This window comes from Rhizobium hidalgonense (genome assembly GCF_002914525.1).
Taxonomy (GTDB): Bacteria; Pseudomonadota; Alphaproteobacteria; order Rhizobiales; family Rhizobiaceae; genus Rhizobium; species Rhizobium hidalgonense.
Map to the genome: position 1 here is coordinate 43789 of NZ_LODW01000045.1, position 15245 is coordinate 59033.

Below are 15245 nucleotides of genomic sequence, written 5' to 3' on the forward strand. Positions count from 1 at the left end.
CCCTGCTTATCTCTTGAGGTTGACGAGAACGTCCATGATGTCGGAACCCGTCTGGAAGACTTTGGAATTGGCGGTATAGCTGCGCTGCGATTCGATCATCTCGGTCAGCTCGCCGGCAAGATCGACGTTCGAACCTTCAAGAGCGCCCGATTTGATCGTGCCGAGGCCATTGGTCTGCGGGAAGCCGGTGACGGTGACACCCGACTGGCCGTTGGCGCTGTAGACGTTGCCGCTCATCAGCGTCAGCTTGTCCGGGCTTGCGACGTTGGCGAGCGGGATGCGATAGAGCGGCTTGGTGCTACCGTCTTCATACTTGGCGTAGACAATGCCGTCGCCATCGATCGTGACGTCCTTGACCGGGGTCGCCGCCTGGCCGTTCGGCGTGCCAGTGCCGGCAAAGGCGGCGCCGAGCTGCGTCAAGCCGGAAAAATCCATCGCGATCGTCTGGCCGGTCACCGTATCGGCGATGTTAACGGCACCGCTCGAGGTCATCTTGCCGTTGGCGTCAAAGGTGAGCGTGCCCGTGCCGACGGCGCCACCGGCGGTGTAAGGGAAGGATGTCGTGCCGCCGACCGCCGCATTGGCGTTGCGGAACATCGCAACTTCCCAAGTGGCCGCTGTTGCGGGCGGTGCCGGCGGCGGTGCCGCCGCGACCGAGGTCTTGGTGAAATAGAAGTCGTACATCACCTTGTTGCCGAGACGGTCGTAGGCGACCATCGAGACCTTCTTGGTGTCGGCCGTCGTAGTGGCAAGGTTGGCGCTCGGAGCCGTCGCAGGCGCGACCGGGATATTGGCGTTGGAATCGAGATTCCCCTTGAAGACACCCGACGTCGAGGCGATGGCGGTCAGCCCGTCCTGGCTGACGTTGACGGGAACGAGGCCATCGAAGCCATTGACGACAACGGCGGGGGAGCCGGAGTCGTAGGAATACCCCATCAGCTGGAAGCCGGCGGCATTGACGAGATTGCCTTCATCGTCTTTCTGGAAGTCGCCGGCGCGGGTCAGAACCGGCGTACCGTCGGCACCCTGAACGATGAAGAAGCCGTCGCCCGAAATTGCGAGGTCGGTGCCCGAGGTGGTGTAGGAGATGTCGCCCTGGTCGGAGACGGCCTGGCGGACCGAGGATTGAACGCCGCCCGAATTGTAGTTGCCGCCCGAGGAAGGCAGGACCAGCGACGAGAAGCTCGTCGACACGGCCTTGTAGCCGGTGGTGTTCACGTTGGCGATGTTGTCGGCGACGGTGCTGAGGCGGTTCGCCTGTGCGTTCATCCCCGATACCGCCGTCTTCATGCTGCCGAAAATGCTCATCTGAAAACCTCGTTTTACCTGTTAAACTCGAGAGTATTTGTCGGGCCTTGCGTGAAGCTGTCTGTCATGGCGCACTGCCAGGCTAATATCGAGGTTCAGCCGGGCGCCGCCGCCCGGCCGGAAAATCAGGCCCAGTCGATGCAGTAGCCAAGGAAGCGCTTGGAATCGACCGGATCGACGCCGAGCTTTTTGCGCAGCTTCTTGCGCAGCTTCGAGATATGGCTTTCGACGACGTTCTCTTCGACCTCTTCATCGAAGACGCCGTAGATGGCGTTGAAGATCTGGGTCTTGGTGACCCGGCGACCGCGATTGGCGATCAGATATTCGAGGATGCGGCGCTCGCGCCGGGGAAGCGCGAAGACTTCGCCGTTGATCTCGGGGTCCCGACCGTCCGAGAAGACGCGGATCCCGCCGATTTCGGTGTAGTTGGCGATCGCCTTCAGCCGGCGCCGGATCGCAGCCGCCCTTGCGAGGATTTCGCGCGGGTGCACCGGTTTGCGCACCACGTCGTCGACGCCGCAATCGAACAGCGCAAGGGTGTTTTCGAGAGAGGGCTGGTCGCTGACCGCAATCACCGGCGCCATCGACCGGTCCCGGATCGCCCGGGGGAGTTCGAGGTTGCGCTGGCCCTGACCGATCAGGAAGGCCTCGACTGCCGCTATATCGGAATCGGCGGCGGTCTGTACCCACTCGCCGAATTCGGTTGGATCAAAGCCGGTGGAGGGAATGCCCTCACGGCCAAACAGAGATGTGTATCCATCTTTCACGAGCTCACGCTCATCAACCACGACGATCATTCGTCCGCCTCCGAATCAGTGTGGCACTTCAATGATCTATGGGTACGAATCGTGCGAATCGGCGACAACTCGTTAAAGTTAATGGCAGAAACTAATAATTGATTAAGATCCGGGTGGCGATTTGATCTATATCTAGTGGGTCTGGCATTTTGTGCACACCAAAATTTCGTGGAAAAGTTAACACTCCCTTAATTATGACTTGCGCACGCGATTCATGCCGGATTCCTGCCATATTGTGACACAGTTTCGTCACAATATGCCTCTTCTATTTTTGGTTGAATCAATTTCGACAAAAGTTACTCGCATGGGGAGTCCACTTGCCGTAACCCGTGGCGACCAGATTGGCGATGACGCGACAGACATATTGCTTCTGCGCGGGGTCGTTGTTGGGTCCGGCATGGTATCTAGCTACCGCCATTGTCCATGTCTCGTGACGGTCATGCAGGTTGCGGAGGAATTTCGCCGCATACTCGACGTTGCGATGCGGGTCGAACATGTCCTCGGCCGAACCGAAATTTTCGCCATGATAGTAGTGGTTGATCTGCATGCAGCCGATGTCGATGAGCTTGGCGCCGCTGCTGCGGGCGACATCGAACTGCCGCATGGCGTCCTGTTCGGAAGGCGGAAAGAGCGCCTTGCCTTCGACGTTCATGGCATAGGGATAAAGCGAGCCCTTGCGGCCAGTCTCCGTCAGGCCGACCGAATAGAGAATCCCTTCCGGGATGCCGTATTTGGCAGCTGCCGACTGGATCTCGCGTTCGCAGGCGCCGGTCGAGGCCTTCGCCTCAGAGGTAAACGCCGCCAGTGCCGCCGCTGCGGCCAGCAGAAACGTCTTCAATACCGGTCTCGCCTGCACCATTGAAGCCTCCGTCCGTCCGCTGTGCCGTCTGATTGTGGCGCTCGCGCGCCTCGCCGCCCTGCCCCTGCTGGGCGAGCGACTGCTGCTGGGAGGCCTGGCCCTGGCTGCCTGCCTGATTGCCGGCGTCGCTACGCTCGACCGGCGCCATGCTGATGGTGACGTTGTCGACGGCATAGCCCTGGCTGCGCAGAGCTTCGAGAATCTTGCCGTGATCTTCCTTCATCTGACGATAGGCCGCGCCGGTTTCGACCTTGAGGTCGACGTTCAGGGCGTCGCCGGACAGACGCATGGTCGCCGTCACCATGCCGAGATCGAGCGGGTTCATCTGGATCTTCAGCGTATTAACCACCTTGCCGGTGCTGGTAAATTCCGCCGCGTTGGAGAGCGCCGAGCTCGGTTCCATGGCGCGCGCCCATTCGGAATCGCCGGAGAGAGCGGCGGTGACGGCGGCGGAATTCGAGTTCTGCATCAGGCCGATATAGCGGCGCGATTCAAGGACCGAAACGCTTTCGACATCGGCCTTCTTCGCGCCGTCCTTCGGCCCGGCCTGATCGGTGCCGAGGTGAACATCCATCGACACGCCACGGCCATCGGCGCGACTGATCCTGAACGTCCTGCCGTCGGCGGCTTCGGCACTCTCCGATCCGGGAACCTTGACTTCATCCACCTTGCCGCTATCAGCTTTGCCGCTGACGGCCGCCAGGGCGTCGGATGCATGGCCGCCTGCCTTGGCGTCGATGCCCTCGATCTTCTTGCCGGCCGTCTCGAGTTCATCGGCATTGGCGGAGGCGTGGGCACCTGCTGCCGCCTGCAAAGCGACCGCGCCGTCGACAGGATCCTGTTTTAGCAGGCCGAGGACATCGGAAATACCGCCGTCGTCGTCCTCGCTGTCCTGGTCAGTATCGGTCCGCAATGCATCGGCTTTGCCGTGCTTGCCGCCTTTGGCCGCCTGAACGACCTCCTCGGCCGAGCGGTCCTTCGCGTCAAGCTTGCCGAAGGCGAGATCCGCCGGCATCTTGACCGTGGCCTTTGCAGTCTTTACCGCGGCCTTTACGACATCGGCAATCGTCGCCGGCTGCACCTCGGCCTGCGCCTTCAGCGCGGCGTCGCCGAGATCGATCAACGGCTTGCCGCCGCTGCGGCTGCGGATTGTCCGCGCCGTGTTCTCGGCGCCGGCATCGGCAACCCCGCCCTGCTGCGCATCGTCGGCGTCGTCATTGACGGCACCGTTGCTTGCCTTGGCAAGCGCATCGGAGAAGCCGTTCTTCTGGCCGGCGGCATCGTCTTTGCCCATCGGCCGTGCAGATTTTGCAGCCGCGGCGGACTCCGCACCGGCGGCTCCGCCCAAGACGCTCATATCCATCATTGTTCGTTGCCTTCCTGCGCCAGAAGACCGTCGATCTCGTCGAGCTTGGACCGATTGGTCGTCACAAATGCGTTGAATGAGGGGTCGGTACCCTGGCTCTGGCCAGTCGATGCCACACCTCCCGGAACAGGCTCGGGAAGCGCGCCCGGCGCTCCCGGTTGCGGAGCTATAGCCGCAGCCTTTTCAGAAGTGATTTCCTGATCAGAAGTGTTAGGGTTGGAGGCTTGCGTCAGGCTTGCCGGGTCGGGAGCGCGCAGGATTTGCTCGGCGACCGATCGGGCCGCCTCCTGCAGCGCCTGATCCCGCGGCGAAAGCGCGTCGCCGGCGATGCCGCTGACATTCTTCGCCGCCCGGTCGATATCGTCCGTGGGAAGGCCGGCCATGCCGCCATAAAAGTCCGCCAGCGGACCAAAGACATTGTCGGTGCCGGCGCCAAGCGACTGCACACGCTCGACCGCCATATGGGCCAGCTCCGGCTTGCCCGCGATCGCGGCAGCGCGGGCGATGCGCAGATAGACCTCGCGCTGGCGCGGCGCATCCATGAAGGACAGGATGTCGATGACTTCCTGCGGCTTGACGGCATGGTCGTGGCCGACGACGAGCGTGACGAAAAGATCGGCGAACTGGCTGGCATAGGGCGAATGCAGGAAGCGCCTGATATAGCGCTGCGAATAGGCCATGCCCCGGTCGAGCATCCCCTTGTCGACGCAAATGGCGACGGAGCGGCGCAACGCCGCCTCCTCGACGATCGTACCCGGTGCTGCAAGGCGCGCCTGGTCATAGAGATCCAGCGCGTCTGTCGGCTTTGTCGCGATCAGCACGTTGCCGCCGATCAATGCCAGGTAAGGGCCGATTTTCTTGTCGCGGTATTCCCTGGCCGTCTCCTCCAGCGTCTTGGCGACAAGCAACCCCTTGCCGCTCAGATATTTTCTGAGCACATCGGTGACACGATTGTCGAAATAGCCGTTGACGTCGTGGGAAATCAGATATTCGAGCGTCTGCGGATTGCCACCGCTCATCGCGTAGATCAGCGCCGCATCGACGTTGCGGTCGTCATCGAAGACCGCCGTGTCGACGGTGCGCAGCCGCTCGTCGATCGTGCCGAGCATGAAGCGCTGCATCTCGCCGGCCGAATGATCGCCGGCGACGACGGAATCCTGCACGAACTGCAGCGATCGCAGCATCTTGTACGGCGCCAGATCATCCGGATCCTGCGCCTTGCCTGCAACCGGCGACAGCATCGCCAGGCCAAGCGCCACAAATCCGACATAGCGATGCTGCCGACGCGCCATCCTGTTATCCTCGATCCGCCTGCACCAGGATCTCGATCCGGCGGTTGGTCGCGTTGAAAGGGTCGGACGGCAGCTTCAGCCGGCGGTCGGCAAAGCCCGAGACCTGCGAGATGCGTTTTTCGTCGAGCCCGCCGCGCACCAGCATGTAATAGGCGCTCTGGGCGCGATCCATCGAAAGCCGCCAGTTCTCGTTCTGCGTGCCCTTATACGGGCGCCCGTCGGTGTGGCCGCGGATGGCGACCGCGCCACCCCTCTCCTTCAGAATCGCGCCGATCTTTTCCATGGCGCGCACCATCTCCTGGCGGGGAACCGCCGAACCGATATTGAACATCGAGTCGTCGTTCTGGTCGGAGATACTGACCAGCAATCCACCTTCGGATGCCGTCACGGTCAGGCCTTCGGCCAGCTTGCCGGCGACGCCGCCGATCTGCTCAGCGATCTCAGCTTGCAGCTGCTCTGCGTCTTTCTGCTGTTGCTGCTCGGTCTGAGCCGCGCTCTTGTCCGCATCCTTCTGATGATCGGCGTCATTCGGCGTTTCGGCCTTCTTGTCCTCAGCCTTCTTATCGCCAGACTTCTTGTCGTCCGGCGCCTTGCCGTCCTTGTCGGCCGCGCCCTTGTTTTCCTTAGCTTCTTTGGCTTCTTGGCCGGCCTTCTGATCGGTGGCCAGCGGGATCGGCTTCATATGCTCGACCTTCGCGACCTCGGTTGCGCCGCTCTCGGCCGCTTGCTCGTCGGTCTTGCCGGGAGGCGCGGATTTCCCGGCCGTCGTCACTTCGACCTGCTTGGTCCAGAAATCCGGATCGAAGGGATCGCGATAGGCTTCGCCGCCATCGGCGCCGGTGGCCGGGCCGGAATCGGCGGCGCCACCATCGCCCTTGGCGCTGACATTGGCCTGCTGGCCGACTTCCTGCGCGATCTCGGCCAGAACCGAATAGGGGTTTTCGAAGAAATCGGCCTCGGAATAATTGGTCTGGTCGCCTGATGTCGATGTCTGGTCGTCGCCATCCGCCGAAGCCTTGCCGTCGTTCGGATTTTCTTCCTTCTGCTTAGACTTCTCCTGCTTCTCCTCGCCTTCGGCGTTGTCGACGGGCTTCTTCAGGCCCTTTTCGGTCGGCTTTTCATCGGAGAGCTTGATCGGATTAAAATAGGTCGCGACCGAGGCCTTGGTCTCCTCGTTGGCGGCATTGACCAGCCACATGACCAGGAAGAACGCCATCATCGCCGTCATGAAGTCGGCATAGGCAATTTTCCACGCACCGCCATGGGCGCCATCGTGATCACCGCCGCCATGTCTCTTGACGATGATGATCTCGTTCTTGCCGTGATGGTGGTTTTCGCCTTCGCTCATTCGAGAACTTTCTTCAAGCTGGCTGCCCAGGCGGACATACGGGTAACGATGACGGATTCGCCGATTTCGACGGCAAGATCGATATCGTCAGTCTCAAGGTGTCGTACCGACCCGGCATGTTCACCGAGTTCGGCCTTCAATAGATCGAAAAGCCGGGTTGGCCCGCGGACGAGAATCGGACCGGCGGCACCCTCGAGGATCGCCTCGCGCAGCAGAACGGCGAGGCTTTCGGCAGCCTTGGCGGCAAGCGCTTCGGACATTACCGGCGCGATGGCGATGGCGGCACCGGCGCTGACCAGTTGCGCCACCTCTTCGGCGATATCGCGGACGCGGGAGGCAATGATCGCTGCGGCCTCGACTTCGTAGCGAAGCTTCAGCTCTTCGAGCTCACGCGCGTGAACCTCGGCCAGCGTCTGCGCCTCGCGTTCGTGTTTTTCGGTCAAATCAGCGGTCGCTGCGGCATGACCTTGCGCATAGGCGTCGCGGCGCTCCGCCTCGACGTCGATCGCCGGTTCGCTCGGCATCTCGGGAAAACCGTCGCCGCCGAAATCGTCCATCTCGATGATCGGCGCTGACGGTTCCGGTTCACCGAAATCCTTCAAATACCGGGAAAGCGTAATGCTCATAAAGAACCATCCAGCATTCGGGAGGCATGCAGCATATCCACCCCCGCTCAAAACGACTTTGCGCACCGGCATGTCGCTTCGAAACGGGCAAGGGCTTCACCTTGCGCCGGCACGAATTTCGGACGATGCCTTCATGCCGGAAACTAGGAAGTCAAACTTGCGCGAGGATGAATGACGCCGCCATCCGCGATCGCGCCCACCTTTATTCCAGCAGGATCAGAATCTTGCTGGAAGCCGTGTTGAGGATCGAGATTGCTTCGACGGCCATCTGCTTCTGGGTTTCGATCGCCTTCTGCCGGATCGAAGCCTCGTCCATGTCGGTATCGACGAGCGCACCGACGCTCTTGTCGATCGAATCGGAGAGATCGGCGGTATAGTCTATCTGATCGTCGATGCGCGTTTTCATCACGCCGATGGATGCGGCTGTCGTCGTCAGCGAAGAGAGCAGCGAGTCGGTCACATCGAGCATGTCGGTCAGTTGCGCATCGGTCGTATTCTTGCCGATGGCAATTTCCGTTCCTGCCGCCGGGGTCGTCGAATTGGCGTTCAGCAGGTAGTAGTTGCGCGCCGTCGCGCCGGTATTGTTGATCGCATTGGCATCGACCGCCTTGGTAAACAGACCGCCGCTCGCATTGTTCTTGTCGACCAGGATGGTCTGCGACGACGGGAAGTCGATGGTCCGGGCTTGATATTCGCCGGTCGGAGCGCGCACGAAGCTCGATATGACCGACCATGTCGGGGGCGCGGTGGTATTTCCGTTCAGAAGCCAGTTCTCCCCCGCAAACGAAGTCGATTCGACTATCGTCTGCAGCTGCTGCTTGTATTCGCTGATCTCGGCATTAATCTTGTCCTTGTCGGTGCCCGGCTCTCTTGCCGCAACCAGCTTGGCGCGAATCTGGCCCATAAGATCGATCGCCGAATTCATCGCCGTGTAGGTCGCGTCCACCTTGGCAGCCCCGAGACCGAGCGCATCCCCGATCGTTCCGAGATTGGTGCTGTCCGAGCGCATGACGGTCGCGACCGACCAGTAGGATGCATCGTCGGCGGCCGTCTCGATACGGTAGCCCGAGGAAACTTGCTGCTGGGTCTGACTGGCTTCTTTGTTGATGCTGCGCAGCACCGCAAGCGCATTCACCGCGGCCGCGCTGGTAATCTTAACGGTCATCGACAGGGTCTCGGAATAAGGTCAAAGGGCAGGCCGGAATGCCGGCGGCGACTGACGTGGCGTCATGCCTCCGGTAGAGTTTCTACCGGCGTGTCGCAAAAGCAAATCAACTGAAAGTAAAGGTAACTCGATATCAACCCGTTGGGCAAGAGCACAGCACCGAACGCGGTGGGTCGATCACTATTCAATCCAAGCCATTGATATAAAACAAAAAAACCGCGCCGTTCGGGCGCGGTTCATAGGTTTTTTGCTTGTTGCCGGACGAAGGCGCAAGATTCGGTCCAGCTTCAGCGCCTGATTTAGCTGCGGAACAGGGTGAGGATGTTCTGAGCGCTGGAGTTGGCGATCGACAGCGACTGGATCGCCAACTGTTGCTGCGTTTGCAACGCCGTCAGCTTACTCGATTCTTCCTCCATGTCGGCATCGACGAGGCGGCCGACGCCCGAGTCGATCGAGTCGCTGAGCGCGCCGACGAAATTTTCCTGCAGGTCGATGCGCGTGGAAATCGAGCCGAGCTGCGAGGCAGCCTTGGTCATCGCCTCCAGGCCGGCCTCGATCGACGTCAGAGCCATGGAGATCTCGACCGAGCCGAAGCTGCTGATGTCCATCGAGTAGATCGAGCCGATCGTACCATATGAGGTGCCGATAATGCCGGAGCTCGTCTCGATCGAGCCAACCGAGTCCATGCCGAAGAGGACGTTGCCCGTGGAGCTCGAGTCCAGGATGTAGTCCGTCGTCTTGACCGAGACATTGCCGTTGCCATCGCGCACGAAGGTGGAAACCACGCTCTTCGTGCCGTCAGCGCCGGCAACCCAGTTTTCACCGGAGAAGGAAGCCGATTGCGCAATGCTGAGCAGCTGCTGCTGCAGCTGGCCGATTTCTTCCTGGACCTTGGTCTTGTCGACACCCTTTTCGGTCGCGGCGACGATCTTCGCCTTGATTTCGCTGATGATGTCGATCGCGCTGTCCATGGCGGAGTAAGCCGTGTCGACCTTGGCGGCGCCGAGGCCGAGAGCGTCGGAGACGGCGGAGAGAGCCTTGTTGTCCGATCGCATGGTCGTTGCGATCGACCAGTAGGCGGCGTTATCGGCGGCCTTTTCGACACGGTAACCCGACGATACGCGGTTCTGCGTCGCCTCAAGGCCGTCATTGATTCCGCGGAGTGTCTGAAGAGCGGCCATCGCCGCAACGTTCGTCAAAATGCTGGTCATGAAATGATTGCCCCTTGTCGGCAGTTGATAAAAAGGGACATTCCGGAAAGCTACCGGGTACGGGGACCAGCCTCATGCCTGTTAACCGGTTCTTAAAATTGGTTAACCCGCCGTCTCGTTGACCTGAGAAAACAGCATTATGGTTAATCAACCGTTAACAGACATTAAAAAAGCCGCGCTCCATTGAAGCGCGGCTCGTTTCGTAGATGCCCGCTGGAGACCGGCGGGCCGATATTGCGGATTATTAGCCGCGGAACAGCGTGAGGATCGTCTGCGAAGAAGAGTTCGCGATCGACAGCGACTGGACGGCCAGCTGCTGCTGGGTCTGCAGGGCGCTGAGCTTGGAGGATTCCTCTTCCATGTCGGCGTCGACGAGACGGCCGACACCGGAGTCGATCGAGTCGCTGAGAGCGGATACGAAGTTTTCCTGCAGTTCGATGCGCTTGGAGATCGAGCCGAGAGCAGCGCCGGCGCTGGTCATGGACTTCAGGGCAGCTTCGACGTTGGTCAGAGCCGACTGGATCTGGCCGAGGGTGAAGTTGGTGATGTCCATGGCGTAGACAGAACCGGTGGCGCCATTCGACGTGCCGAGGATACCCGTGGAGGTTTCCACCGCGCCGCCGCTCATGCCGAACAGAACGTTGCCTGCAGAGCTGTCGTCGAGAACGTAGTCGGTCATCACGACCGATACGGCGTTGGAGCCGTCACGGACGAAGGAGGCAACGACGTTCTTGGTGCCGTCAGCGCCGGCAACCCAGTTTTCGCCGGAGAAGGAAGCCGACTGAGCAACGCTCAGGAGCTGCTGCTGCAACTGGCTGATTTCTTCCTGGACCTTGGCCTTGTCGACGCCGTTTTCAGTGGCGGCAACCAGCTTGGCCTTGATGTCGCCGACGACGTCGATGGCGCTGTCCATGGCGGAGTAAGCGGTGTCGACCTTGGCGGCGCCGAGGCCGAGAGCGTCGGAAACGGCGGAAAGTGCCTTGTTGTCCGAACGCATGGTCGTTGCGATCGACCAGTAAGCAGCATTGTCGGACGCCTGGCCGACGCGATAGCCGGACGACACGTGAGCCTGGGTTGTCTGGAGACCCTGGTTGATGCCACGGAGAGTCTGGAGGGCTGCCATTGCAGCGTTATTGGTGTTGATGCTCGTCATAGTTTGTTTGCCCCTTGTTGGCAGATTTTAAGAAGGGACATTCCGGATTTTCGGCCGGCCCACAGCGATCAGCATCATGCCTGTTAACCATTCTCGTTAAGGTTAACTCGCCGTTTCGATGGGCCTAGAAAACAGCAAGATGGTTAAGGAAAGCTAAATTCAAAATGGAAATAATGTAAAAATATCTGACACTTAGAAGGATTTTCATTAACCTTATGTTAAAACATTTCGCGGCCGGGAATGACCCGGCCGCGAAACTTGAAAGCCTTTGCCAACCGCTCTTAGCGGAAGAGCGACAGGATGTTCTGCGAAGAGGAGTTCGCGATCGACAGCGACTGGATTGCGAGCTGCTGCTGGGTCTGCAGGGCGCTGAGCCTGGAAGATTCTTCTTCCATGTTGGCGTCGACGAGACGGCCGACACCGGAGTCGATCGAGTCGCTGAGAGCGTTTACGAAGTCGTCCTGGCTGTCGATACGCTTGGAGAGCGAGCCGAGAGCAGCGCCGGCGCTGGTCATGGACTTCAGGGCCGCTTCGACGTTGGTCAGAGCCGACTGGATCTGGCCGGCGGTGAAGCTGGTGATGTCCATCGAGTAGATCGAACCGGTCGCACCATTCGAAGTACCGAGGATACCCGTGGAGGTTTCAACCGCGCCGCCGCTCATGCCGAACAGAACGTTGCCTGCAGAGCTGTCGTCGAGAACGTAGTCGGTCGTGGTGACCGAAACGGCGTTGGAGCCGTCACGGACGAAGGAGGAAACGACGCTCTTGGTGCCGTCAGCGCCGGCAACCCAGTTTTCACCGTTGAAGGAGGCCGACTGAGCGATGCTCTTCAGCTGTTCCTGCAACTGGCTGATTTCTTCCTGGACCTTGGCCTTGTCGACGCCGTTTTCAGTGGCGGCAACCAGCTTGGCCTTGATGTCGCCGACGACGTCGATGGCGCTGTCCATGGCGGTGTAAGCGGTGTCGACCTTGGCAGCACCCATGCCGAGAGCGTCGGAAACGGCGGAAAGTGCCTTGTTGTCCGAACGCATGGTCGTTGCGATCGACCAGTAAGCAGCGTTGTCGGAAGCCTTTTCGACGCGGTAGCCGGACGAAACGTGGTTCTGCGTGCTGTTCAGGTTCTGGTTGACGCTACGCAGCGTCTGCAGAGCGGCCTGTGCAGAAGAATTGGTGTTAATGCTTGTCATAAATCTGTCCCCTGGAAACAAGATACAAAAAGGAGGACATACCGGACTAAGTACCGGCGATGACGGACCAGCTTCATGCTACTCGGCGCCTTTTTTTGTTTGGCCCAAACCCGTCATGTCCAGGGCAATCTCGCAGCCAATGCTTGCCAACTTCTTAAAAATGGAGGGTCCGAGCCGGCTCCTTACATCGCATAGTTAATGCCGGCTTAATCTATTTCTTCGCATGCTAACGTACCGGGAAAGGAACCATTTTCTCTCACGAAAGGAAGCGTCTTCAGGCGGCGCACCGGTTTCAAGCAAGCTTCACATGGCAATGTGGCAGGTGCCGGGATAGCATCATCGGATCGATCCACCCGTTTTCGGGGAGGACGGCTCGGGCGCGCGTCGGCGATCGACAGCCATGCCAGAACATTTCCTTCACGGAGTTGGGTTTTGAACAGCAAAGTTTCGTTCTCTGCGGCATCCAGAGATTACCAGGCGGGCCGCTACACACAGTCCTTGGCGACGCTCAACCAGCTCATGGATCTGCAGCAGGACGCCAAGACCTACGCGCTGCTGGCCAAGAACCTCGTGCAGCTCGGCTTCAAGGCCGATGCCGCGAAAGCCTATGGCCTGGCCGGCAACTGCGAAGGACCGAATGCCTACGAATACCAGAAACAGGCTGCCAAGCTGCATTATGAGATCGGCAACGAGGATGATGCTTTGCTGATTGCCATGCGCAACCTCGCCAAGGCACAGGACGACGCCGAACTCGCCTTCATCATCACCGCAATCTATCTGAAGCGCCAGCAGCGGGATATCATTCGCCCGTTCAAGACGGTGCTGTCACAGAGCGCCAATCCCGATCATATGCGCCTGGCAGCCCTGCTGCTGAGCGACGATCTGAACGACGCAACCAATCAGAGCCTTTCGCGCAACCTCTTCAAGCGGTTTCCCGGCAACCTTGCATTTCGCTTCCTGCACCTGGTTTTCGCCCGCGAATTCAATGAGTTCGAAGAGGCCAGCAAACATCAGGCGGTGATTGATGCTGCACTCGCAAAGGGCGATCTCGAGATCCTGCGCAAGGACAATCCGTTCTATCATCTGCACTGGTGCGGCAACGAAGACCACAACCGCTATGCAACGATCGGCACTACCCCCCTCAATCCGGAACGGGTGGCCTTCCGCCGCAACCAGCCGCACACATGGTCGGACAAGATCCGGATCGGCTACATGTCGTCGGACTTCTGGGATCGCCATGCGACGATGAAGCTCCTGCAGCGCATCCTGGAACTGCACGACAAGGACCGGTTCGAGGTGACGCTCTTCTGCCATACCGGCCCGGAATACCTGAAGCACAACGTTACCGACCGCAGCCGCTGGGGCCGGATCGTCGACGTTCACGGCTTCTCCGACCAGGCGGTGCTGGCAGTCGTGCGCGAGCACAATATCGACATCATGGTTGACCTGAAGGGCCATACCTCCGGCAGTCGCGCGACAGCCTTCAACCTGCCGCTGGCACCCGTACATGTCGGCTGGCTCGGTTTCCCCGGGAGCACGGTCAATATCGATCTCGACTACGTCATCGGCGACCATTCGGTATTGCCCGAGGTGGCCAAACCCTTCTACCATGAGAAATTCTGCCGGCTGCCGGAGAGCTACCAGCCGAACGACCCAATGCATCGCCCGAAGCCGCGCCCCGTCACCCGCGAGCAGCTCGGTCTGCCGGAAGAGACCTTCATCTTCGCCTCGTTCAACGGCAACCGCAAGATCACGCCGGAGACGATCGACAGCTGGTGCCGCATTCTCAAGCGGGCGCCGAACAGCGTGCTCTGGCTGATGGCGAACACGCCGCGCAACCAGGCGAACCTGTTGAAGCAGTTCCAGACGGCGGGCATTTCACCCAAGCGGATCATATTCTGCCCGCGCGCGCCTTACGAACAACATATCGACCGTCAGCAGGCCGCCGACCTCGGCATCGATACTTTCCCCGTCAACGGTCACACGACCACCTCGGAGCAGCTCTGGGGTGGCCTGCCGGTCCTGACCGTCAAGGGCACCAACTTCGCCTCACGTGTCAGCGAGAGCCTGCTCAGGGCGATCGACCTGCCCGACCTCGTCGCCAGCGACCTGCAGGCCTATGAGGATATGGCCGTTGAGCTGGCTGAGAACCCCGGGAGGATCGCAGAATACAAGGCGCATCTGAAAGAGAAGCGCTATATCGCGCCGCTCTTCGACGCCGAACGCTTCTGCAATCATCTGGAGCAGGCCTACGAAATCATGGCCGCGCGCGCCAAACAGGGTCTCGCACCCGACCACATGGACATTGCCGCGCTGCCGCCGCGCACGGCGCCATTCGGCGCCGAGTAAGGTTTTTCCGAGCCGGTATACCCGCCGAACAAGCTATTCGCTTCAGCGGGTATTTTTGCGAAAACTACGCCTTTGCAATCAGTTCACGCCCGATACGCTTAGGCGGCTCTTTGCGCAGAACGATGGCCGTCGTGACCGAACCATAGCGCGCGATAGCATCGACGATGCTTTCAAGGTCGGCGGGCGTCGGAACAATGACTTTCAGGTGAAAACAATCTTCTCCCGTCAGCCTCAGAACCTCGATAATCTGCGACATTTCGGAAAATTGCTTCAGGCATGTCTTGATATGCTCATGTGTGGTGCGTAGGCGAATAACCGCCATCATGCCAAGTCCGAGTGCGGCGGGGTCGATGACGGCTCGGTACGCCTCGATGATACCGCGTTCTTCGAGCCGTTTGAGACGCTCCGACGCTGCCGGTTGGGAAAGGCCGACCTTCCTTCCGAGTTCGGAGACGCTCATGCGTCCATCATCCTGCAAGAGCTCGATGATGGCGATGTCGGTTGGATCAAGATCTGGATTGGTATCGGTGCGCTTCGCCATCAACCTTCAATCTATCGGAATACTGCCTCGTTTTCCGATAGAT

13 protein-coding genes are annotated in these 15245 nt (G+C 60.0%); 1 reads left to right on the plus strand and 12 read right to left on the minus strand.

The window, feature by feature from the left end; translation table 11 throughout:
• Nucleotides 1-6: 6 nt before the first annotated feature.
• The 11 genes from ATY29_RS07370 to ATY29_RS07420 form a co-directional block, all read right to left on the minus strand.
• Nucleotides 7-1308, minus strand: a complete 1302-nt coding sequence (locus ATY29_RS07370) for a flagellar hook protein FlgE (RefSeq protein ID WP_003570300.1) — start codon at nucleotides 1306-1308, stop codon at nucleotides 7-9.
• 125 nt (nucleotides 1309-1433) lie between these two features.
• Nucleotides 1434-2105 carry a transcriptional activator Rem gene (gene rem, locus ATY29_RS07375; RefSeq protein ID WP_097535675.1) on the minus strand — a complete coding sequence of 224 codons (672 nt, stop codon included), beginning with the start codon at nucleotides 2103-2105 and terminating at the stop codon, nucleotides 1434-1436.
• A 280-nt stretch (nucleotides 2106-2385) separates the two neighbouring features.
• The gene (locus tag ATY29_RS07380; RefSeq protein ID WP_097535677.1) at nucleotides 2386-2943 is read right to left on the minus strand and encodes a lytic transglycosylase domain-containing protein; all 558 of its coding nucleotides are present in this window, start codon (nucleotides 2941-2943) and stop codon (nucleotides 2386-2388) included.
• Complete coding sequence (gene fliK, locus ATY29_RS07385; protein ID WP_097535679.1) at nucleotides 2891-4330, minus strand: flagellar hook-length control protein FliK; 1440 nt, start codon at nucleotides 4328-4330, stop codon at nucleotides 2891-2893. Before fliK ends, ATY29_RS07380 begins: the two co-directional genes overlap by 53 nt.
• Entirely contained in the window at nucleotides 4327-5622 is a 1296-nt protein-coding gene (motC, locus tag ATY29_RS07390) for a chemotaxis protein MotC (protein WP_097535680.1), read from the minus strand. The genes fliK and motC overlap by 4 nt, the downstream gene beginning before the upstream one ends.
• 4 nt (nucleotides 5623-5626) lie before the next feature.
• On the minus strand, nucleotides 5627-6970 hold the full coding sequence (locus tag ATY29_RS07395; protein WP_097535682.1) for a MotB family protein: 1344 nt from the start codon (nucleotides 6968-6970) through the stop codon (nucleotides 5627-5629).
• Nucleotides 6967-7596: a hypothetical protein gene (locus ATY29_RS07400; protein WP_003570310.1), complete on the minus strand. Its 630-nt coding sequence runs from the start codon at nucleotides 7594-7596 to the stop codon at nucleotides 6967-6969. Before ATY29_RS07400 ends, ATY29_RS07395 begins: the two co-directional genes overlap by 4 nt.
• Before the next feature lie 202 nt (nucleotides 7597-7798).
• Complete coding sequence (locus ATY29_RS07405) at nucleotides 7799-8761, minus strand: flagellin N-terminal helical domain-containing protein (protein ID WP_003570311.1); 963 nt, start codon at nucleotides 8759-8761, stop codon at nucleotides 7799-7801.
• A gap of 299 nt (nucleotides 8762-9060) precedes the next feature.
• Entirely contained in the window at nucleotides 9061-9972 is a 912-nt protein-coding gene (locus ATY29_RS07410) for a flagellin N-terminal helical domain-containing protein (RefSeq protein WP_003570312.1), read from the minus strand.
• Between the two features lie 244 nt (nucleotides 9973-10216).
• Complete coding sequence (locus ATY29_RS07415; protein WP_003570313.1) at nucleotides 10217-11125, minus strand: flagellin N-terminal helical domain-containing protein; 909 nt, start codon at nucleotides 11123-11125, stop codon at nucleotides 10217-10219.
• A gap of 281 nt (nucleotides 11126-11406) precedes the next feature.
• Nucleotides 11407-12312, minus strand: a complete 906-nt coding sequence (locus ATY29_RS07420; RefSeq protein ID WP_003570315.1) for a flagellin N-terminal helical domain-containing protein — start codon at nucleotides 12310-12312, stop codon at nucleotides 11407-11409.
• 432 nt (nucleotides 12313-12744) lie between these two features.
• Between ATY29_RS07420 and ATY29_RS07430 the strand changes: the two genes are divergently transcribed.
• Complete coding sequence (locus tag ATY29_RS07430; RefSeq protein ID WP_037092330.1) at nucleotides 12745-14661, plus strand: O-linked N-acetylglucosamine transferase, SPINDLY family protein; 1917 nt, start codon at nucleotides 12745-12747, stop codon at nucleotides 14659-14661.
• Nucleotides 14662-14725: 64 nt separating this feature from the next.
• On the opposite strand, the gene ATY29_RS07435 is transcribed toward ATY29_RS07430, so the two are convergent.
• The gene (locus tag ATY29_RS07435; protein WP_003570320.1) at nucleotides 14726-15202 is read right to left on the minus strand and encodes an Lrp/AsnC family transcriptional regulator; all 477 of its coding nucleotides are present in this window, start codon (nucleotides 15200-15202) and stop codon (nucleotides 14726-14728) included.
• Nucleotides 15203-15245 lie beyond the last annotated feature (43 nt).